Annotated in this window: 3 protein-coding genes; all 3 read right to left on the bottom strand. The window is 72.5% G+C overall.

Annotation, left to right across the window (positions count from 1 at the left end; genetic code table 11):
- Positions 1-2: 2 nt before the first annotated feature.
- Genes FHS74_RS27625 through FHS74_RS27615 form a run of 3 tightly spaced genes read right to left on the bottom strand, consistent with a single transcriptional unit; the run spans position 3 to position 23,445 of the window.
- Entirely contained in the window at positions 3-4,559 is a 4,557-nt protein-coding gene (locus FHS74_RS27625) for an SDR family NAD(P)-dependent oxidoreductase (protein ID WP_184807493.1), read from the bottom strand.
- Positions 4,559-16,525 (bottom strand): non-ribosomal peptide synthetase/type I polyketide synthase, encoded by an 11,967-nt coding sequence (locus FHS74_RS27620; protein WP_184807492.1) that lies wholly within the window; start codon positions 16,523-16,525, stop codon positions 4,559-4,561. The genes FHS74_RS27625 and FHS74_RS27620 overlap by 1 nt, the downstream gene beginning before the upstream one ends.
- Positions 16,522-23,445, bottom strand: a complete 6,924-nt coding sequence (locus FHS74_RS27615; RefSeq protein WP_184807491.1) for a type I polyketide synthase — start codon at positions 23,443-23,445, stop codon at positions 16,522-16,524. Before FHS74_RS27615 ends, FHS74_RS27620 begins: the two co-directional genes overlap by 4 nt.
- Positions 23,446-23,653 lie beyond the last annotated feature (208 nt).

Below are 23,653 nucleotides of genomic sequence, written 5' to 3'. Positions count from 1 at the left end.
TGTCACAGCACCCCCTCGTCCCGGTCATCGTCGAGGGCGGCGGGGACATCGGCCGGGGCGGCGCCGGCAACGACGCGGCGTGCCAGGGCGGTCAGGGTGGGTTCGGCGAAGAAATCCTTGATGCCCAGGGTGACACCGTAGACCTCGCGGAGGTGTGACAGCACGCGGGTGGCGCCCAGCGAGTTGCCGCCCAGCTCGAAGAAATGCGCGTCCGCCGACGGCACCCCGCCGCCCAGGATGCGCTGCCACAGCGTCGCCAGCGCCGCGCGCACCGCCGCCTCATCCCGTGGTTGCGTCGCCACCGGTTGGGCCAAGGTCGGTTCGGTTGCTGCGGCCTGGAGCACAGGGGTGGGCCGGCCGCGTGACACCATCAACTGGGACGTCAGGCCCAAAGGCAGGGCGCGGAAGATGGCGATGCCTTCGGCCGGCGTGATGCTGTCGGCCTCGAATGGGTTGCCGTGCAAACCATCGGCTTGCGCGCGGGGCGGGGGGGCGGGCTGGATGCTGTCGGGTGCCGCCAGGGCGAAGCCCTCGACCGCCACCCGCACGCGGCCCGTCCGGTCGGCCAGCGCCACCGTCCATTCCATGCTTGTGTCCGTCCGGCGAGGCGCCTCGCCGGCGACGCTGACGATGTCGCCACCCAGCGGCGCATGGACCCGCACACGGCGATAGCCCACCGGCAGCGCCGGTTCACCATCACTGTGCAGGTGATGATGGATGCTGAGGGCGATGTCGGTCAGGGCGGGGTGCAGCACGGTCGCGGCCAGATCGGCCTGGAAGGCGGTGGGCAGCGACAGGTTCGCGACGCTACGCCCGTCGTCGCTGGTCAGGCGGGTCAGGCAGCGCCAGCGGTCGCCCAGCTGCAGGCCGTCCGGCGCGCGGTCGGGCAGGGGGTGCGCCTGTGTTCCGGGCATCACCGCCACTGTTCCCGCGACGTCGGCCAAGGGATGCAGGGTGGCGTGGGCATGCAGCACCGGTTCCGCGTCCGGCGCCACGCTTTCCACCCGCACGGCCAGGCCATCGGCCAGCGGCACGAAGCCGATGCGCACCTCGACGGTGGTATCGGTGGCCAACGGTCGCTGGAAGGCCAGGTCGCGCACCTCCACCGGCTGAAAACCGCCACCCTGGTGCAGCGCGTGGGCTTGCAGGATCAGGTCCAGGATGCCGGTGCCGGGCACGGTGGGGCGGCCGGCGAGGCGGTGGTCGGCCAGCAGCCAGTCGCTGCGCCCGTCCAGGCGGGCGTGGAAGCGCGCTTCGCCATCCGGCATGCGCACCCATTCCCGGAAGCGCGGGTGGTCCAGCGGCGTGATGGTGGCCTGGCGGTTCCAGATGTCCTGCGCCATGCCCACCGTGCGCCAGGAATTCCAGTTCACCGACAGGACGGGCATGGGCGCGTCGGCCGTTTGGGCCAGCGCGTCCAGCACGGCGTTGGCGGCGGCGTAATGGCCTTGGCCCTCCGTGGGCCGCACGGCGGCTAGTGACGAGCAGAAGACCAGGAAGTCGGGCGGGTCATCCCGCAGCAGGTCGATCAGGGCGGCCGCGCCCGCCACCTTGGTCGCGATGACGGCGCGGGCCTCATTCAACGTCAACTTGTCCAACGTGGTGGCGCCGGGCAGGCCGGCGGCGTGGATGACGCCGTCGATGTGGCCGAAGCGGGCGCGGGCCTCCGCCACTGCGCGGGCCAATTGCGCGGCGTCGCCGGTGTCGGCGGCCAGCGCCAGGACCTGCCCGCCCTGGGCGGTCAATGCCGCCAGGCGGCGGGCCTTGGCGTCCGTATCGCCCCCCGCCGGAACGGCGCGCGACACCAGGGCCAGGCGGGCGCCCAAGGTACCGGCCAGGTGGCTGGCCAAGGTATAGCCGATGCCGCCCAGCCCACCGGTGATCAGATAGGCGCCACCGGGACGCAGCCGGTGCGCCAGGGCGGCCGGGCCCTCCGCCGTGATTTCCACCGCCTCCTGGGCGGGGGCCCAGCGATGCCGGCCGCGCAACGCCACGGTGGCGCTGTCGCCTTGACGGATCTCGGCCGCCAGCGTCGCGGCTGGGCTCCCCGCATCGACAACACGGCAGGAAAGATGGGGATATTCCTGCGCCGCCACGGCGGCCAGCGCCGGCAGCACGGCCAAAGCAGGCGCTGTCGTGTCGGTCCCGGTGACCTGGAACAGGCCGGCGGCCACGACCGTCAGACCCCAGGGCTTGCCCGGCCAGACGGCGTCCACCGCCCGGATCCAGCGGTGCAGATCGCTGAAGGCCGCCAGCGCCGCCTCGGCGGAGCAGACCGCCGGTGCGGGTGTGCACAGCACCAGGTCGGTTGGCCCCCAGATCTTCAGGCGGTTCAGCAGGGCGTCCAACTGGTCCGCCCGGGTGGTGTCCACGGTGTAGCGCCGTTCCGCTGGGTTGGTGGTGGTGGCGCCGGGCGCGATGCGGATGATGGTATCGCCCAGCGCTTCCAAGGCATCGGCCACGCCATCACCCAGGCCCGCCCCGTCCAGCACGACGATGCGGCAGCGCGCCGGCGCTGCATTTCCTGTCAGCGGCGGCAGGCGGCGCCAGGACGGCACCTGGAAGGCGGGTGGCGCCTCCCCGTCCGGCACGGCGAGGGTCCCGGGGGCGGGCGGCTCCACGGCACGTTCCTGCCGACCGTCCAGCCAATACCGTTGCCGTTCGAAGGGGTAGGTGGGCAGGGCCAGGCGCGGCGGCGGCGCGCCGTCCCATACGGCCTGCCAGTCCGGCGTCACGCCGGCCAGCCACAAATCGGCCAGCAGTTGGGTCAGGTCCCCGTCCCCAAGGGGCAGGCGGATGTCGCCCGCCTCAACCGGCGCGTCCACCGGCCGGACGGGGATGGCGGCGGTGGGGGCCAGGGTCGCGGCCAGGTGGTCGGCGCCCTCGCCCGCCAGGCTGGCGGGGACGACGCCCCAAGCCAGGATCGCGCGGACCAAGGCCGCCGCGCGGTCCAGGGGACCGGGGGTGAGGACCAGATGGACGGGCGGGTTGCGGACCGCGACCTCGCGGGCCCCATCCGCCTGGCGCAGCCTCCCGATGATCTCGGCGACGCTGGCGCCCACCACGGCGCGCCGGTGGTTGAAGCCGTGGCGGCCGGCCTGCAGCGTATGGGCGATGGCGTCCAGGGGCAGGTTGGGATTGGCCTCCAGATGATCGGCCAGCCGGCGGCCGGCGGCGGTCAGGGCGGCGGCGCTGCGGGCCGACAGGACGATGACTTGCGGTGCCGTGGTCCCGCTTGGCGTGGGCCGCTGTGGCGCCTCTTCCAGCACCAGGTGGACATTGGTGCCACCATAGCCCAGCGAGGTCACACCGGCGCGGCGGGGGCCGTCCGCCGCCTCCCAGGGGCGCGTCTCCGCGTTGATGAAAAAGGGGCTGTCCGCCAGTTCAAGGCGCGGGTTGGGGCTGCGGTAGTTCAGCAGGCCGGGCAGCGTGCGGTGGCGCAGGCACAGCGCCGCCTTGATCAGGCCGAGGACACCAGAAGCGCGGTCAGCGTGGCCGATGTTGGGCTTGACCGACCCGATGGCGCAATAGCCCCGCCGGTCGGTGAAGACGCGATGGGCCTTGGCCAACGCCGCCACCTCCACCGGGTCGCCCAGCAAGGTGCCGGTACCGTGGCATTCGACATAGCCGATGCTGTCGGCGGCGACACCGGCGTCGCGCAGGGCCTGGGCAACGGCGCGGGCTTGGCCGTCCACGCTGGGGGCGTTGTAGCCCGCCTTGCGGCCGCCGTCGTTGTTGGCGGCCGACCCCCGGATGACGGCGACGACGCGGTCGCCGTCATCCAGCGCGTCCTCCAGCCGCTTCAGCAGCACGGTGCCCACGCCGTTGCTGAACAGGGTGCCGTTGGCGCCGGCGTCAAAGGCGCGGACGACGCCGTCGGGGGAATACAGGCTGTCGGGCATGTGGATGTAGCCCTGGGCCTGCGGGATGCGCACCGATGCGCCCCCGGCCAGCGCCATGTCGCACTCCCCCTCCAGCAGGCTCTGGCGGGCCAGGTGCACCGCCAACAGCGAGGTGGAGCAGAAGGACTGCACCGTCAGGGCCGGCCCGCGCAGGTCCAGCTTGTAAGCGATGCCGGTGCTGAGGAAATCCGGGTTGGCGAAAAAATCCAGCCCGACGTCCAGGGCCGTCAGGTTGGGCTCCACATTGTTCTGCCAATAGCTGTTCAGGCTCTGCCCGAAGAACAGGCCGGTGCGGCCGGGTGTGCCCTTGGGATCGTAACCGGCGTTTTCCAGCGCCTCCCAGCAGCATTCGAACAGCAGGCGGTTCTGCGGCGCCAGGCATTCCGCCTCACGCGCCGTGAAGCCGAAGAAGCCGGCATCGAAACGATCGACGTCGGGCAGGATGCCACCCACCGGCACATAGTCGGGCCGGGCGTACTCCGCTTCCGGCACGCCGGCGGCGCGCAATTGGTCGGGCGTGAAGCGGGTGATGGAACAGACGTCCTGGGACAGGTTGCGCCAGAACCCATCGGCCGTGTCGGCGCCGGGCACGCGCAGGCCCATGCCGATGATGGCGATGGCGCCGTCCAGATCGTTGCGGTTGCTCGTCATGTTCATCAGAAGAAGTCGTCCCGTTTCCTGTCACGCCGCGCCCGGCGGCTGTCCCGCCCATCGGCTTCAGGCATCACTGTTTCGGCCATCGCCGGCGGTCGCGGCGGCGCCTTGGCCGCCGTCAGCCGGTCGGCCAGCGCCGCCACCGTCGGCGCTTCATACAGCACCACCGCTGGCAGGCTTGCGGCGAAGGCGCGGTTCAGCCGCGCCACCAGCTTCGCCCCAACCAGGCTGTCGCCGCCCAAATCAAAGAAGTTGTCGTGGATGCCCACGCCGCGGATGCCCAGGATTTCCTGCCACAGCGCCGCCACCTGCCGCTGGGTCGGTGTGGACGGCATGATGAAGGAGGTGGCGAGTTCCGGCCGGTCATAGCATGCCGTCGTCGTTGGCGTGTCGTCATCGCGGTGCGCGGCGGCGATGTCGGCCAGCATGGCGTTCAGGTCGGTGGGCGACACCACGATATGCGGCAGGCCGCCCTGGCCTAGGATGCGTAGGAAGGCGTCCACCCCTTCTTCCGCCGTCAGGGCCTGCGCCGCCTGGCGGGCGCTGACCGTGCCGGTGAAGGCGCCTTGCGCCATGCCGACATCCGCCCAGGCGTCCCAGCCGATGGCCACCGTGGGCAGGCCGGCGGCGCTGCGGCGGTGGGCGAAGGTGTCCAGGAAGGCGTTGGCGGCGGCGTAATCCATCAGGCCCGTGGCACCCAAGACGGCGCTGCTGGAGGAGAACAGGGCCAGGAAGTCCAACGGCACCTGGGCCACGGCGTCGGCCAGGACCAACGTGCCGTCCACCTTGGGCGCCAGCACCGCCGCCATGCCGGCTGCCGTCTTGGCGGTCAAGGCGCCGTGAGAGGCCAAACCGGCGGCATGGATGACGCCGTGCAGGGCGCCGTGCCGGGCCAGGGTGTCGGCGACCAGACGCTCCATGTCTTCCGCGCTGGTCACGTCGGCTGCCGCCACCGTGACCTCCGCCCCAGCCTCGCGGATCCGGCGTAGGATGTCCTGGCGCGAGTCATCCGGCCCCGGCACGGTGCGGCCGCATAGCACCAGCCGCGCTTGGCAGCGCTGGGCCAGCGCCTCGGCGATGGCCAGGCCGATGCCGCCCAGGCCGCCGGTGACAAGATAGACGCCGTGCTGGCGCAAGGGGCCGGGTTCGGTATGCGGGATCGCCAGGGGCTGGAAATCGCGCACCCAGCGGCGGTTGTGGCGATAGGCCACCAGCCGGTCACCGCGCGGGTCGGCCATCTCATCCACGATGCGGCCGGCGGTTAGGTCGGCCGTGACGCCGGCCGCCACGATGTCGATCAGGCGGCAGTCCACCCAGGGGCACTCGCGCGGCAGGACCAGGGCCGGCCCCATCAGCAGCGCCGCCTCCGACGGCCCCGGCGGGTCGCCCGCCACGTCCTGCACGCCGCCCGCGACGATGGCCAGTCGCACCGGATCCGGCGCCTCGGCCAGGGCCTGGCCCAGGAACAGCAGGCTTTCCAGACCCAAGGTGCGCACGCGGTCGGATGGGGCGCCCAGGCAGGCGGCATGGATGATTCGGCGCAGGGGCCCCTGCGATCGCACCCGGGCCAGCAGGGCGGCGTAGGCCGCCGGGGTGTGGGCCAGGCCGGACGGGCCGGCGATGTTGACCACCACCGTTTCAGCACCCAGACGGGCCGCCAGCCGTTCGGCCACGCCGGCACCGTCGGCGAAGACCAGGGTCAGCTCGTCGTTCACCGTCGCGGTTGGCGGCAGAGCCGTGGGCGTCCAGCGTGGGGTGTAGAAGCGGTTGGCGGCGTCCGCCCGCACGGGGCCCGCCGCCGGCCGGGCCGCGCCCGGCTCCACCCAGTAGCGCTGCCGGTCGAAGGGATAAAGCGGCAGGGGCACGCGCCGCGCACCGACGATCACCGGCCAACGGACGTCCACGCCCGCCAGCCACAGGCCGGCCAGGGCGGACAGCCAGGCCTCGCGATCATCGCGTTTTTCCGTTTCGCGCCGGGCGGTGGTCAGGATGGCGGGGCCATCGCGCCCGACGACCCGCTGCGCCTGGGCGCTCAGCGCCCGGCCCGGCCCCACCTCCAGCATCAACCGGCCGGGGGTGGCCCGCAGCGTCTCCACCCCGCGACGGAACTGCACCGCGCCCCGCAGCTGCCGTACCCAGTAATCCGGATCGGTCGCTTGTTCCGCCGTCAGCCAATCGCCTGTCAGGCAGGAAATGACCGGAATGCGTGGCGCCTGTCGTGCCACGCCCGCCACCACCTGGCGGAAGGTGTCCAGGATGGGGTCCATCATGGCGGAGTGGAAGGCGTGCGAGGTCGCCAGCGCGTGTGTGGTCACGCCGCGTTCCGCCAGCGCCGCCGCCACGGCGGTGATGGCGGCCAACGGGCCGGACAACACGCACTGGGTCGGGCCGTTGTCGCCCGCCAGGCAGACGGTGTCGGACAGATGGGGCTGGATGTCCCCGACGGGCAGATTCACCGCCAGCATGGCGCCGGCCGGCAATTCCTGCATCAGGCGGCCCCGCGCCGCCACCAGGCGCAAGGCGTCCTGGTAGGTGAACACGCCGGCCAGGCAGGCGGCCACGTATTCGCCGACGCTGTGCCCCATCAGGGCACCCGGTTCCACGCCCAGACGCTGCCACTGCCGGGCCAGCGCGTGCTCCGTGATGAACAGGAAAGGTTGGGTATGGCGGGTTTGGCCCAGGAAGGCGCGCGCCTCCTCCCGCCGCTCCGCCGTGGGGTACAGCATGGCGTGCAGGCTGGCGGCCGGTGTGCCCTCCACCGGCGCCAGCAGATCCAGGCCCTGGTCGATGTCGCGCCGGAAGTCGGGCCAGGCGCGATAGAGGTCCAGCAGCATGTCGGGATGCTGCGCCCCCTGGCCGGGGAACAGGAAGGCCACGTCCGGCGCCTCGCCCGCCACGGGGCGGACATGGGCGCGGGGTGCCCGCGCCAGGGCCTCGGCCACGTCGGCGCCGGTGCGCACCACCACCGCGGCGCGGTGGGCGAAGGTGTCGCGGCCCCGTTGCAGGGTATGGGCGATATCGGCCAGCGCCGGCGCACTGGTCGCGGCCAGCGCCGGCGCACTGGTCGCGGCCAGCGCGCCCAGGGCGGCGTCCAGCCCGGCGGCGCTGCCGGCGGAAACGGGCAGCAGGTGCCAGCCATCGTCGGCCCCGCCGCCCACCGGCGCCGGCGCCTGTTCCACCACGACATGCACGTTGGTGCCGCCAATGCCGAAGGAACTGACGCCCGCCCGGCGCACGCCCGGCCCGGGCCAGGGGCGCAGGCCGCCGTTCACGGCGAAGGGTGATCCGGCGAAGGGGATCTTCGGGTTGGGGGTGTCGAGGTGCAGGCTGGGCGGGATTTGCCCCTCCCGCACCGTCAGCACGGCCTTGATCAGGCCGGCGACGCCGGACGCGGCGCCCAGATGGCCGATGTTGCCCTTGACCGAGCCCAGCAGGCAGGGCGTTCTGGAACGCGGCCGGTCGCCCCAGGCCTGGACCAGGCCCGTCACCTCGATGGGGTCGCCCAGCGGCGTGCCGGTGCCGTGGGCCTCGACATATCCCAGTTGATCCGGCCGGACGCCGGCATGATCCCAGGCCGCCGTCAGCGCGCGGGCCTGGGCGTCGGCGTTGGGGGCGGTGTAGCCTAGCTTGTGCGACCCGTCGTTGTTGACCGCCCAGCCCTTCAGCACGGCGTGCACCGTGTCGCCGTCGGCCAGCGCCCGCGCCAGGGGTTTCAGCAGCACCACGCCGACACCGTTGCCGTTGACCGTGCCGCTGGCGGCGGCGTCGAACGGCCGGCAATGGCCGTCGGCCGACGCCACCAACCCCTCGCGATGGCGATAGCCCTGGATCTGGGGCAATTGGATGGAAACGCCGCCGGCCAACGCCATCTCGCACTGGCCGGAGACCAACGCGTCGCAGGCCATGGCCACGGCGGTGAGGGACGTGGAGCAGGCGGTCTGCACCGTCATCGCCGGCCCGCGCAGGTCCAGGGCGTAGGCGGCGCGCGTGGCCAGGAAATCCTTGTCGTTGGCCAGACTCAGGGCATAGCCGCCGTTCATGTCGGTGGGGTCCAGCCGGTCGGCCAGGTTGAACAGCAGGTAATTGCTGATCTCCGACCCCGCGTAGATGCCGACCCGTTCGGCCAGGCCGCGACGGCCATAGCCGCCGTGTTCCAGCGCGTGCCACACCGTTTCCAGGAACAACCGCTGCTGTGGGTCCAGTGTTTCCGCTTCACGCGGGGAATACCCGAAGAAGCCGGCGTCGAAATCCTCCACCCCGTCCAGCACGCCGTTGGCGGGGACATAGGCCGGGTCGTCCACCAGGGCGGCCGGGGCGCCGGCGGCCACCAACTCCGCCCGGGTGAAGCGGCGGATGCTCTCCACGCCGCGCAACAGGTTGTCCCAGAAGGCGTCCACGTCCGGGGCGCCGGGGAAGCGGGCGGCGAAACCGATGACGGCGACGGCGTGATCGCCGGCCTCGGCGCGTGCCGGCACCGCCACGGGGGCGTCGACCGCGCCCTCGGCCCTCAAATGAGCGGCCAATCCCGCGACGGTGGGATAGCGGAACAAGTCTGCGATGGGCACGTCGCCCAGGCCCGCATCCTCCAGTCGCCGGCGGACGCGCGCCAGCATCAGGGAGGTGCCGCCCAGGTCGAAGAAATGATCGTCCCGGCCCACGGCGGGCAGGTTCAGCAGGTCGCACCAGATGCGGGCGACCGTGCGCTCCATCGCCCCCATCGTCGCGGGTGCCGTGGGCGACCGATCCCCCGTCCGTTGGCTGAGCGCCAGCCGCAGATGCTGGTCGAGGGCGGCGCCATCGACCTTGTCATGCGCGGTCAGGGGCAGGGTGGGCATCGTGGCCCACACGCGCGGCACCATCCAACCCGGCAGCCGATCGGCCAGGAAGGCGGCGGCATCGTCGCCGGTGATGGCGGCACCGACGGCGGGCACCAGGCAGCCGCCCAGCATGGCTTCGCCCGAGGGCGGGGTGACCAGGCGCACGGCGGCGGCGGCGATATCCGGGTGCAGGCGCAGGGCGGTCTCCACCTCCCCGATCTCCAGCCGCATGCCGCGCAGCTTCACCTGATGGTCGACCCGGCCCAGGAAACGCAGGCTCAAGCGGCCATCGGCATCCCGCGTAAGGCTGGCTCGATCGCCGGTGCGATACAGACGCCCGCCTGGCACGGCGGGGGCCCGGATGAAGGCGGCATCCGTCAGATCCGGCCGGTTCAGGTATCCCCGCGCCAGGCCGCGCCCGGCGATGTATAGGTCGCCGGCCACACCCGGCGGCACGGGCCTCAGGGCCTCGTCCAGCACGTGGAGGTGCGTGTTGGCGATGGGCGCGCCGATGCGCACCGCCCCCTCATCCGGCCGGGGCGGGCAGGGCCAGGCGCTGGCCAGCACCGTGGCCTCCGTCGGGCCATAGACATTGACCAGCGCCGCCCGGGGCAGGGCGGCCTGGAAGCGGCCGATCAAGGCGGCCGGCAGGGCCTCGCCGCCGCAGATGACCAGGCGCAGGGTGTCGCACGCGGCGATCCCCGGCTCTTCCAACAGGGTGTGCCATTGCGAGGGTACGCTGAAGAGCGCCGTCACCCGGTGGCGGCGGATCAGGTCGACTTGGGTCCCCGGATCGCGATGACCATCCGGCCCGGCCAGCACCAGCCGGGCGCCGGTGGCCAGTGGCCAGAACAGCTCCGCAACCGACGGGTCGAAGGTCAGCGGCGTGCGTTGCAGCAGCGCGTCCTCCGCCGTCAGAGGCCAACCGTCCTGGCACCAGGCCAGCAGGTTGGCCACGGCACCGTGCGGCACCATCACGCCCTTGGGCGCGCCCGTGGTGCCGGAGGTGAACAGCACATAGGCCAGATCGTCCGGGGTCACCGCCGCCATCGGCGCGTCCGCCCGCTCCGCATCCGTGTCGGCCAGGACCAGCACATCGTCGTCGCTCAGGTTGGCGAAGCGATCGCGCCGGTCCGGCCGCACCAGGATCTGCGCCAGGCCTGCATCCCGCGCCAGGGCCGCCAGCCGGTCCGCCGGGTCGTCGGGCGACAGCGGCACATAGGCGCCGCCGGCCTTCAGCACCGCTAGCACACCCAGCACCAGGGCGGTGGACCGCTCCAGGCACAGGCCGACCAGGGCGCCGGGGCCTACCCCTCGGGCGGCCAGCGTATGGGCCAGCGCGTTGGCGCGGCGGTCCAGGGCCGCGTAGCTCAACACCTCCTCTCCCGACAGCAGGGCCGGGGCGTCGGGCGTGCGGGCCGCTTGGCGGGCGAGCAGGTCATGGATGCAGGCGGCGGGTGTGTCGCGGGCGGTATCGTTCCAGGCCGCCAACACCGCGCGGTCATCATCGGTCAGCAGGTCGATGGCGGTGACCGGGGCATCGGGCTGGCTGACCAGGCCGGCCAGGGCCACCCGGTAATGCTCCACGATCCGTGCCGCACCCGCCGCATCATAATGGGCGGTGTCGAACTTGAGGACGCCGTACAGATCCCCGCCCGCCTTGAACCATTCCATGGTCAGGGGGTACTGCCCTTCCTGCTGGTCCAGGAAATAGGGCTCGATCTCCAGCGGGCCGAAGGGGATGGCCTCCGTGCGGCCGGGGAGGAAGGCGTTCCCCAGCGGGCCCATTTCCTCAAGATTGCGCAGGTGGAACAGGGTGGTGAACAGGGGGTGCGGGCCGGCATGGTCGGCCTGCGGCGCCAGGGCGGCGATCTCGGCGAAGGGCAGATCCTGGTGGGCGATGGCGTCCAGCACCGTACGCCGCACCTGGCGCAGGAAGTCGGGCCAGGTGCCGGCCAGGCTGGCGCGGATGGGCAGGACGTTGACGAAAAAGCCCAGGGATTGGGCCCAGGCGCGCTCACTGCGGCCCAGGGCCGGGGTGCCGGCGACCACGTCCTGTTGCCCGCTCAGGCGACCGACCAGCAGCAGCCAGGCGGCCAGCAGGGTCATGTTCAAGGTGACGCCCTGTTCCTGCCCCATCCGTTCCAGCGCCGCCGTGGCGTCGGGCCCCAGGGTGAAGTGCAGCGACCGGCCGGCCAGGGCCGTGGCACCCTGCGGCCGGGTGGCCAGGGGCGGCTCCGCTGGCGGCGGCGCGCCGGCGAGTTGCCCGCGCCAATAGTCGCGCAGCGCCGTGCCCCGGGTGCCGGCCAGCAGGTCCCCCTGCCAGGCGATGAAATCGGCGTAGGGGCGGCCGGCTGGCGGGGGCAGGGTGCCGCCGTCGCGTTCGACGGCGTAGGCGGCCTTCACCTCATCCAGCAGCAGCTCGAACGACCAGACGTCGATGGCGATGTGATGGACGGCTACCAGCAGCACATGGTCGGTGTCGGCGGCCCGCCACAGGGCGACGCGCAGGGGCGGCCCCACATCCAGCCGAAAGGGTCGGCGGTAGGCCGCTTCCACGGCGGCGCGCAAGGCCGCCGGATCGGCCGGCGCCCGGTGGCGTTCGATGGTGAAGCCGTCGGCCGACACCGCGTCCTGCCGGGGCAGCCCGTCGGGGGCGCTGAAGCGGGCGCGCAGACCGGGGTGGCGGTCCAGCACGCGGCGGAAGGCGCGCTCCAGCGCGTCCACGTCCAGGGCGCTGCGGACCCGGGCGGTGAAACAGGTGTGGAAGGCGGCGCTGTCCGGCGCCAATTGCTGCAGGAACCACAGCCCCTTTTGCCCCACGCTCAGGGCCGTTGGGTCGGTGGCGCGCTGGATGGCGGTGGGCGCGGCGGCGGGGGCTGCGGGCGTGTCCAGCGCTTGGGCCAGCCCCGCCAGCGTGGGGTGGTCGAACAGGATGGTGGTCGGCAGGCTGACGCCCAATCGGGCTTCGATGGCGTTGCGCAGGCGCAGCGCCATCAGGGAATCCAGGCCCAGTTCGAACAGGTCCTGAGCCGGATCGATGGCCGCACCGGGGGTGGCGCCCAGGACCTCGGCGGCGGTGGCTGCCAGGAAGTCGGCCAGGTCGGCGGGCGCGGTCGCTGGACCGGCGGCGGGCAGCAGGCCGCGCAGCAGGGTCGGCGATGCCCCCGCCGGCAGGCCGCGGCCATGGCGGGCCCAGTCTGCGGCCAGGATGGTGGCCTGGGCCCAGCCGGCGGCCAGCACCCCGTCCATGGCGGCCAGCGCCCGTTCCGGCGCCAGCGGGGTGAACCCCAGGGCCGCCAGGTTGGCAGCGGCCTTGCCGTCGGCCGCCATGCCGGCGCCGGCCCAGGGCCCCCAGGCCAGGCTGGTGCCCGCCAAGCCTGTGCGCCGCCGCAGGGTGGCCAGGGCGTCCAGGAAGGCGTTGGCGGCGGCGTAGTTGGCCTGGGCCGCGGCGCCCAGCACACCGGCGGCCGACGCGAAGAACACCGCCACATCCAGCGCCAGGTCGCGGGTCAATTCATGCAGCGCCCAGGCGCCGCCGGCCTTGCCGGCCATGGCGTGGGCCAGACGCTCCGGTGTCTGGTCGGCCAGCAGGCCATCGTCCAGGCGGCCGGCCAGGTGGAAGAAGCCAGCCAACGGCGGCATCGCCGCTTTGACGCGGGCCAGGGCCGCTTCCAGGCTGGCGGTATCCGCCACGTCGGCGGCCAGGACCAGGACGCGCGTGCCGGATGCCGCCAGCGCGTCCAACCGCGCCTGCGCCGTGGGGGTGGGGCCATTGCGCCCCAACAGGGCAAAGTGACGGGCACCGCGCCGGGCCAGCCCCTCGGCCAGGTCCAGGCCCAGGGCGCCCAGGCCACCGGTGATGAGGTAGGTCGCGTCGTCGCGTAACGTGAAGGGCTGGTCCGGCGGGGACGCCGCCTCCAACCGGGGAACCAGGATGGCGCCGTCGCGCAGGGCGCACTCGCCTGGAACCAGCAGGCCGGGCAGGCGGTCCCACGCCACGGTGTCCAGCGCCGCCGGCAAATCGACCAGCCCCCCCCACAGCATGGGCTGTTCCACCGCCAGCGACCGGCCCAGGCCCCACAGGGTCGCCTGGAAAGGGTCCGGCGTGTCATCGGGCGCGGCGGGCTGAGCCGCGCGGGTGGCGATCCACAGGCGCGGCGGGGCGGGCAGGCGCGCCAGCGTCTGCGCCAGTCGCAGGGCCGGTGCCGCCAGCGCCAGGTCGCCGCCGCCGTCCAGCGCCCGCAGATCCAGGATGGCGGCGCCGTCCATGTCGGCGTCAGCCAGCGCGCTCTCGCCCGCCACCCGCAACGCGCCGGGGAAGGCGTCCGCCGGCAGGCGGGCATGGGGCAGGATGATCCAGCGGGTGGCCACGGCAGGTTCCGCCGACGGATGCCAGGTGACGCGATAGCAGGGGGGCGCACCCGCCTCACCCAGTCCGACGGCACGCCGCAAGGCGTCCGCCGACAGGGTTTCGCCGCGCACGCCGCGCAGATGCAGTTGGGGCTGGCCATCCGCGTTCAGCAGAAGGATGTCGCCCCCGGGCAGGCCGCCGGGATCGCGCGTCAGGGTGGCGGCGACCCATTGGGGGCCGCTGGCCTGGCCTGACCAGGTGACGCGGTCCACGCCCACCGGCACCAGGGCGGCATCGCCGGCACCTTGCCATAGGGCCGGCAGCAGTTGCAGCCCGGCGTCGATCAGGCCGGGGTGGAAGCTGGGCTGCCAGGCGCCATCGTCGGCGCCGGCTTCCAGCCGGGCCAGCGCGTCGTCGCCGGCCCGGCGGGCGGCGCCGGCGCGACGGAAGGCCGGCCCCAGCGTCAGCCGGTCGCCTTGACTGTCGAACAGGGTGTCCAGCGCTTCCGACCAGCCATCCCAGCGGGCGGCGGGGCTGTCGGCGGCCAGATCGCGGGCGTCGGCGGGAACCAGGGTGGCGGTGGCGTGGGTGACGGCGCCGGTCTCGGTCAGGCGCACCAGGCGCAGTTCCGCCCGATCCTCATCCAGCGGGCGCAGGCGCAAATGCAGGGTGACGGCGCCGGCCTCGGGCAGGACCAGGGCGGCGGGGAAGGCGACGCCTTCCAGCGTCAGGGGCCGGCCGGGCAGATGGCGGCCGGCCGCCGCCAGCATCATGGACAGATAGGCGGCGGCGGGCACCACCGGCCGGCCGAAGACACGATGATCGCGGAACAGCGGATGGCTACCCAGGCCGATCTCGACTTCCCACAAGGTGTCGTTCAGCAGCGGGCTGCGCCACTGGTGGCCCAGCAAGGGATGCGCGACATCCCGGCTGGCGCGGCCCGTGGCGGTGGGGGCCGGCAAGGGCACCAGCGGTCCGCCGGGCTGGCCGAAGTGGCAGGGCTGGGGATCGAAGGCGGTGCCCGGCAGGTCCACCCGGCGATAGGGGCCGTCCAGGCCCAGGGCGGCGGCGTCCGGCGGGCCGCCCTCGACATAGGCGCGGGCGGCCGCATGACCGGCCAGGGTGCCGTCCCGCAGCCAGGCGTCCAGCGCGCGGGCCACGTCGCCGGCGTCGCTGCCCGCCACGGCCAGGCGATGGGCGAAGGCGCTGCGGTGGTGCAGGGCGGTGGCGCAGATGTCGCGCACGTTCGCGTGGGCCGGCAGGGTGGTGAGATACGCCTGGACCCGACGCGCCGTTTCCGCCAACGCCGCCGGCGTGCGCGCCGACAGGCACAGCAGGGCCGGTCCGCCGGGGGAGGCGGTGGTGACCCCATCCGCCGGCGCCTCGCCCAGGATGACGTGGGCGTTGGTGCCGCTGAAGCCGAAGGAGCTGATGCCGGCATGGCGGGCTGGACCGCCCGCCGGCCAGGGCACCGCCGCGGTGGGCACCCGCAGGGCCGCGTCGTTCCAGGGGATCAGGGGGTTGGGTGCGGTGAAGTGCAGGTTGGGCGGGATGCGTCCGTGGCGCAGCGCCAGCAGCACCTTCAGCACGCCGGCCATGCCGGCCGCCGCCTCCAGGTGGCCAAGGTTGCTTTTCACGGCTCCCAGGACCAGGGGGCGGGCGGGGTCCCGGCCTTGGCACAGCGTGTCGGCCAGGGCCTCGGCCTCGATGGGATCGCCCAACGGCGTGCCCGTGCCGTGGGTTTCCACATACTGTATGTCCGTTGGGGACAGGCCGGCCTTGTCCAAGGCCTCGCGCAACAGGCGCTTCTGCGCGGCGCCGTTAGGGGCGGTGAACCCGTTGCTGGCGCCGTCCTGGTTCACCGCCGTGGCCTTGACCACCGCCAGGATGGGGTCGCCGTCACGACGCGCGTCCGCCAAGCGCTTCAGCACCACCATGCCGCAGCCTTCGCCCCGGCCATAGCCATCGGCCGACGCCGCGAAACTCTTGCACCGCCCGTCGGGGGAGATGGCCTGGAGACGGGAGAAACAGACGTGGGTGGCCGGCGCCAGGATCAGGTTGACGCCGCCCACGAGGCTCAGGTCCGTCTCCCCTTCCCGCAGGCTTTGGCAGGCCAGGTGGAATGCGACCAGGGAGGAGGAACAGGCGGTGTCCACCGGGATGGCCGGCCCCTCCAGCCCCAGGAAATAGGCGATGCGGCCGGCCGCCGTGCTGGGTGTGCTGCCGGTGATGGAATAGGCGTCGATGCGCGACAGGTCGGCGGAATGGCGGTGGGCCAGGGTGTAGTCGTCGCCCGACAGGCCGATGAACACGCCCGTGCGGCTGCGCTTCAGGGTGGCGGGAACGATGCCGGCGGACTCCAGCGCCTCCCACGACACTTCCAGCAGCAGGCGCTGCTGCGGGTCCAATGCCCGCGCCTCCTTGGGCGACAGGCGGAAGAAGCCATAGTCGAACCGGTCCAGGGCCACGTCCAGGAAACCACCCTGGGCGGTGTGCATGGTGCCGGGCACCTTGCCATCCGGGTCCAGATAGGCGGCCGCGTCCCAGCGGTCGGCCGGCACGGTGCCGACCGCATCCCCCCCACGATCCAGCAGGCGCCAGAAGGCCTCCGGGTCGTTGGCGCCACCGGGGAAGCGGCAGGCCATGCCGATGATGGCCACCGGCTCATGCTGGCCGCCCGCCTGCTTGGCTTCCAAGGCCTCGCGCTGCTGCTTCTCCGCCTTCAGCGCGCGGTACAGGCGTTTGATGGTCTCTTGCGCCGATGCCAGTTCGGGCGCCGTGCCCGGACCGTCCGTCATGATCCGGCCTTCAGCATGTCGCCGTTCAATTCGCGGCTGACCAGCGCCTCCAGTTCGGCCAGGCTCAAACCGTCCAGGTCGTCGTCCTCATCCAGGCGCGCGGTGCTTTCCGGTGGCGCGGGCGGGGCCGTTTCCCGGTCCAGGAAGCGGGTCAGGTCGTCCACCGTGGGGTATTCGAACACCAGGCCCACGGGCAACGCGCGCGGCAGGGCCCCGTTTAGCGCCCGGGCCAGGTTGGCGCGAACGCTGACGGCGGCCAGGCTATCCAGCCCCTGGTCCATCAAGGCCACGGTGCGGTCCACCGCGTCGGCGCCGGTGAAGCTCAAGGCCTCCGTCACCACGTCCAGCACCAGTGCCGCCAGCAACTGCCGCCGCGCCTCGCCGGCGGCGCCGGCCAGACGCGAGGACAGATCCGCCTCGTCCGCTATCGCCGTAGGCGCCACCGGGGCGGCGGGTTTCACCAGGCGACGAAACAGGGCGGTGCGACTGGTGCCGTCACCATACTGCGCCACGCTCTGGCCGACATACCGGTCCCAATCGCAGTTCAGCGCGCCAACATGCGGCACGTTGGCGGCCAGCGCCGTTTCCAGCGCGCGGCGCCCCTGGTCGGGTGTCAGCGGATGGATTCCCAGGCGGTTGAAGCCGGCGGTGACGCGGTCGCTGGCGGCCATGCCAGCCTCCGCCCACGGGCCCCAGCTGATCGCCACCGCCCGATGCCCCCGCGCCCGCAAATCGGCGGCCAGCGCGTCCATATAGGCGTTGGCGGCGGCGTAGTTGGCCTGGCCGGGATGGCCCAGGATGGACGCGGCGGAGGAGAACAGCACCAGGAAGTCCAGATTTCGCCCCTCGGCCAGATGGGCGAGGGCCAGCGCGCCCTCCATCTTCGGCGCCGCCACCGCGTCCAGCCGTTGCGGCGTCTGTGCGGACAGGGCCCCGTCGTCCAGCATGCCGGCGGCATGGATCAGGCCGCGCAAGGGGGGCAAGCGCGGTTCCAGCAGGCGCCAGGCCAGGGCCAGTGCCGTGCCGTCGGCCAGATCGGCCCGCAGGGGGTGGAGGGATACGCCCCGTTCCGCCAACCGCTGGACCTGCCTGTCATCGACCGCCTCACGCCGGCTGGCGACGACGATGTGCCGCGCGCCGCGATCGGCCAGCCAGTCCACCATCACCGACCCCAGGGCGCCGGATCCGCCCGCCACCAGGTAACTGGCGTCGGGGGACAGGGCCGGTGCCTGGACCGCGACGGCGGCCAGGGGAAGCAGAACCGGGTGCAGGCGCCGGCCGCCGCGCAATGCCACCTCCGCCTGGCCGCCGATGGCCAGTTCGTCCAGCAGCCGGTCGGCTTCCGCCCCCAGGCTGGCGGCCGAGGGATCCAGGTCGATGGCGCGGCAGGGCAGGGACGGCTGTTCCAGCCGCAGCACCTTGGCCAACCCCCAGGCCGGGGCTTGGGCCGCCGTCACGGTTTGGTTCTCACCTGCCGCCTGCGCCCCCCGGGTCACCAGCCACAGGGCGCCCGTCACGGATGCGGCCGCCAGCGCCTGGGCGGCCAGCAAGGCCGGGGTCAGGCCCAGGGCGCGGGCCCGGGCCGGCGCGGTGCCGGCGTCAATGTCCAGATTGCCCAGGTGCAGGATGCCCAGGCCGCCGCTGGGGGCGGACGCGGTCGCCTCACCCAGCACGGTCGTCAGATCGGCACTGCCGGCCGGGACGGTGCGGCAGGGCAGGCCACGGGCGGCCAGCCTCGACGCCACGGCTGTGCCCAGGCCAGCGCTGTCGGCCAGCACCAGCCAGGCGCCGGGTGCCGGAGCCTCGGTCCGGGGCGGGTCGTCGGCTTGCCAGTCCAGGCGATACAGCGGCAGGGCCGGGGCGGCCCCCAGGACCTGCTCGCGCCGGGCGACACGACCGGTGAAGCCCGCAAGTGTCAGCACCGGCATGCCGTCATCGCCGCATAGCTGGATGTCGCCGCGAACCCCGCCGCCGTCGGCCTGGCGGGAGAAGCGGCCCCAGGCCCACAGGGTTTCCGCGGCCGGTCGGCCCGGGGGGCGGGAATGCAGGCGCAAGCGCTCAATGCTGGATGGGATGAAGGTGTCGGCCACGTCCATGTCCACGGCGGCGATCATCAGGCCGAAGCAGGCGTCGATCAGGCCCGGGTGCAGACCGTAGGCCGCGTCGGTCGCGGCATCCAGTTCCGCCGGGCGGCGCAGGCGGCAGAAGGCCTGGTCCGTGCCACGCGACAGGGCCGTCATCCACCGGTATTGCGGACCCAGCACGATGTGGCGCTGTTCCAGACGTGCGTAGTGGTCGTCCAGCGCCACCGTCTGTGGGCATCCCCCCTGGCACAGGTCCAGGGTGGCGAGGGTGGCCAAGGCGGTGGAGTCCTCCAGCGGATTCAGGGTGGCGGTGACGTGGCTGCGGTAGGCGCCATCCCCGTCGCCCAGGGAAATCAGGGTGGCGGCGTGGCTGCCGTCCGCCTGGGGTTGCAGCGCCAGTTGCACGGTGACGCCGTCCTCCGGCACGGGCAGGGCCTGCAGGAAGGCGACATCGCGCACCTCCAGCCGGCCGTTCACCGCCGCTACGCCGGTCAGCATGGACATGTAGCAGGCGCCGGACACCACCGGCTGGCCGTGGACCAGGTGGTCGGCCAGCAGCGGCAGGCGCGTGGTGTCCAGCCGGCCCTCATAGAAGGTGTCGCGCGTCAGCGGGCTGCCGAAACGCCGGTCCAGCAGGGGATGCGGCCGGGCCTCCAGCACAGGCGTGGGGGCGGCCTTGGGTGGTTCCAGCCAATACCGGCGGCTCTCGAACGGGTATGTCGGCAGCGACAGGCGCCGGCGGCGGTAGGGCTGGTCAAAGGCGGCCCAGTCCACGGCACCGCCGCGGACATGGACATGGCCCAAGTCGCGCAGCAGCCCGGCCCAGCCGTCCGCCATCACCTCCACCACCACGGCACCATCAGGGGCTGGCGGCAGTTCGGTGGCGATGTCCTGGCCCGCGCGTTCCAACGCGTCTTCCAGGGACAACCCGCCCAGCGCCCAGCCGGCCGCCGCCGTGGCGCCCGTGCCGGTGCCCAGGACGCCATCGGGTTCCAGGCCCCAGCCGCGCAGCAACGCCGCCACGGCGATGCCCAGGCTGGCCGTCGCCGCGCGGGTGAAGGCGGCATCATCCGGCCAGGGCGCGTCCCCATACAGGCAACGGATCAGGGACAACGCCGGCCAGCGGCGGCTCAGCAGCCGGTCGCATTCGTCCAGCTGGGCGCGGAAGGGTGGCGCCGTGCGGTAAAGCTCACGCCCCAGGCCAGGCTCGGCACGATCGGCGAAACGGAAGGCGATCTTGATGCGGGGGGCGGCCACCAGGGCGACCGGGGCCACCCTCTCCAGCGGCGCCAGCGCGGCGCGCAGGTCCGCCACCGTGTCGAACACCAGGGCGTGGCGGTGTTCGAAGGCCTTGCGGCCGGTATTGGCGGTGAAGCACAGGTCCGCCGCATCGGTATCCGGATGATCGGCGAGGAAACGGCCATATGAGCGTGCCAAGGCGGCCAGCGCTGTCGGCGTGCGCGCCGACAGGGTCAGCAGGTGCGACGGCCGGTCGTTGGCGGCGGCGATGCGCGGCGTGGCGGGGGCTTCTTCCAGGATGGCGTGGGCGTTGGTGCCGCCGATACCCAGGGAGTTCACGCCCGCCCGGCGGGGGACCCCGGCCGGGGGCTGCCAGGGCACCAGGGCGGTGTTGATGTGGAAGGGACTGGCCGCCAGGTCGATGGCCGGATTGGGCGTCTGGAAATGCAGGGTGGGTGGGATCTGGCGATGGTGCAGGGCCAGCACCGTCTTGATGAAGCCGACGATGCCTGACGCGATTTGCAAATGGCCGACGTTGGTCTTGACCGATCCCAGGGCGCAATTCCCGGTGGGGATAAGGGCGCTGGACGACCTCAGGCCGGCGGCCAGGCTGGCGACCTCGATCGGGTCGCCCAGCGCTGTGCCGGTGCCGTGCGCTTCCATGAAGGTGATGGTGTCGGCGGGCACGCCGGATGCCGCCAGCGCATCGCGTACCACGCCGGTTTCGCCCGTGCCGCTGGGGGCCATGAAGCCCACCTTGACACCGCCGTCGTTGTTGACGGCCGTGCCCTTGATGACGGCGTAGACATGGTCGCCGTCGGCCAAGGCCGCCTTAAGCGGCTTCAGCAACACGGCACCCACGCCGCTGCCGAAGATGGTGCCGGTGGCGGCGGCGTCGAAGGCGCGGCAATGGCCGTCGGCCGTGACCAGCATGCCCTCCTGCCATAGATGGCCGGCGGCCTGCGGGCTCTGCACCGCGGCGGCACCCGCCAACGCCATGGCGCAATCGCCGGCCAGCAGGCTCTGCACCGCCGCGTGAATGACCACCAGGCCGGTGGAGCACGCGGTCTGCACGTTCAGGCTGGGGCCGCGCAGGTCCAGTTTATAGCTGGTGCGGGTGGCGATGTAGTCCTTGTCGTTCGCCACCATGGCCTGGAAGCCGCCCATGGAATCCAGGGTGAAGACGTCGATGCGATCGCGCGGGTCCAGCTTGCGCCGGTTGGGATGGACGTTGTTGGTGAAGTAGGTGTTCATGCTGGCGCCGACGAAAGCGCCGATGCGGCCGGCATACTGGAAGGGGTTGTAGCCCGCGTCCTCCAGCGCTTCCCACGCGCAGTGCAGGAACAGACGCTGCTGCGGATCCATCAGCTCCGCCTCGCGGGCGCCATAGCCGAAGAAGGCGGCGTCGAAGCCGGCGGCGTCCTTCAGCACCGGGCTGGCGGGTACGTAATCCGCATGCGACACCGCCGCACGGTCGAAGCCGGCGGCCACCAGCTCATCGACGGTGAAGCGGGCGATGGACTCGCGCCCCTCGCGCAGGTTGGCCCAGAACTCGGCGGGGTTATCGGCGCCGGGGAAGCGGCAGGCGATGCCGATGACCGCCACCTCCGTTTCCCCGTCATGGGCGCGGCGTGGGGCCACCGGGGTGCGGGCGGCCTCGGCCTCATGCCCCTCGGCCGCGTCCCGTAGGTGGGCCGCAAGGGTGCGGACGGTGGGGAAGCGGAACAGGTCCACCGGTTCCAGCACCGGGAAATGTTGCTTCAGGCGGCCGGCCACCTGGATCAGCAGGACGGAATGACCACCCAACTCGAAAAAATTGTCATCCGGGCCGACGGCGTCCAGGCCCAAGGCCTCGGCCCAGACCGTGGTGATCAGCGCCTCCTGCCCCCGGCTGTCCCGCCGGGGTGCCGACGGCCTGGGCGTCTCGGCCACCAGGTGATAACCGCGCAACTCACCCTTCTCGAACCGGCGCTTCAGGTCCAGGCGCTGGATTTTGCCGATATTGGTCTTGGGGATCAGGTCCGGCGGCAGGGCCAGCAGATGGGTGGGGGCCAGGCCGGTGCGGCGGGTCAGGTGGGCGCGCAGCCGGCGGCCCAGGTCGCCGCCGTCCGTGTCCCCCGCCGCGTTGAACACCAGCACCAGTTCTTCCGTCCCGCGCTCGGCGCTGAAGACGGAAAAGGCGGCGGTGAAGGACGGATTGATGCCCGCCACTTCCTCGGCCGCGGCTTCGATGTCGTGGACCGGGATGTTCAGGCCGTTGATGATGACGATCTGCTTCTTGCGGCCGGTGATGTACAGCTCGCCATCCACGATATAGGCCAGATCGCCGGTGGCGAACCAGCCGCCGGGCTTCAGCGCCTCCGCGTTCGCCTCGGCGTTGTCGTAATAACCTTGCGTCACCGACGGGCCGGACAGTTCAAGCAGGCCCAGTTCGCCGGCGGGCAGCTCGTGCCCCTCATCATCGGTGATGCGGATGGCGGCCCCCGGGATGGGTGGGCCCAGCGACAGGGTGGTGGGGTTGCCGGCCAGCTGGCCCCGCGTCAGGCCCCTGGACCAGGTTATGCCGGAGCAGCTTTCCGCCATGCCGAAGGCCGGGCGCAGGGCACCGTCGCGCAAACCGTGCGCTTCCAGCAGTTCCAGGAAGGTGGCGGAGGTGGCGGCGGCCACCTGTTCGCCCGCACTGACCAGGAAGCTGACGGATGAAAGGTCCAGGTCCAGCGCCGCCAGCCGGTCGGCGCTCCGGCCGATCATGGAAAAGGCGAAGTTGGGCGCCCAGGAGATGCTGACGCGGTGGCGGCTCAGCAGCGACAGCCAGCGCAGGGGATCGGTCAGGATATGGGCGGTGGGGACATGCACCTGCCACGCGCCCAGCACCGCTGGCATCACACCCAGGAAGACGTTGGCCCCGGGATGGTCCAGGGGCATCCAGTTCAAGGTTGTATCGGTGCCGCCGAAGCCGTTGGCCTGGATGGTGCCGGCCACCATGGCCAGAATGTTGGCGTGGGTCAGCATGACCGCCTTGGGGGTGCCGGTGCTGCCCGAGGTCTGCGGCATCATCGCCAGGTCGTCCGGCCGCACGTCCGGCAGCCGCGTCGGCATGGGCCCTTGCCACAACCCTTCCGCCGACAGGGCCCGGAAGCCTTGCCACCCGCTTGCCGCAGCATGGGCGGCCAGTCCCGCCGGGATGTCGCCGTCGGCAACCACCAGGGGGCGGTCCAGCAGCCCCCAGATGGCGTGCAGCTTGCGCACCGGCGGCGCGCCCTCCTCAATCAGTGTGGGTGGCGCCATGGGCACGGCCACGATGCCGCCCAGGAAACAGGCCCACAGCAGCGGTACCAGCCTACCCACGCCCTTGACCGGCAGGATGACCCGGTCACCGGGCCCCAGGCCCGCCGCGTTCAGGCCACCCAGGACATGCAGCGCCTCATCCAGCACCCGCGCGTAGTCGGACCGGTGTTCCGTGCCGTCGTCGTCGAGGAAGATCAGTCCGCCGCCGCCGTCCGCGGCCCGCCTCAGGACTTGGCCCAGGTTGCTGAATCCCAGGGGCGCCAACGGCCCCCCGAAAACGGCGGCGGAGAATTCGAGCGCGGGGGTCATCATGCAATACCTGGTTGCGTTGTTTTAGAACGCCCACAGGCGTGCCAGAAGGTCGGATGAAAGCGGCCTGTGGCGGTGCGGCCGTACACACCTACCAGTGCTGATGGATGATACTGGCCGGAAATTCCACGTGTTTCCCGGCGTCTTGTTGCCCGTTGTTCCGGCATATGAAGAAGCCCCTCCCGGGTTGTCAAGGCGGCGGTTGACG

The organism is Nitrospirillum iridis (genome assembly GCF_014205765.1).
Taxonomy (GTDB): domain Bacteria; phylum Pseudomonadota; class Alphaproteobacteria; order Azospirillales; family Azospirillaceae; genus Nitrospirillum; species Nitrospirillum iridis.
This window is presented reverse-complemented; position numbering and strand designations above follow the sequence as displayed.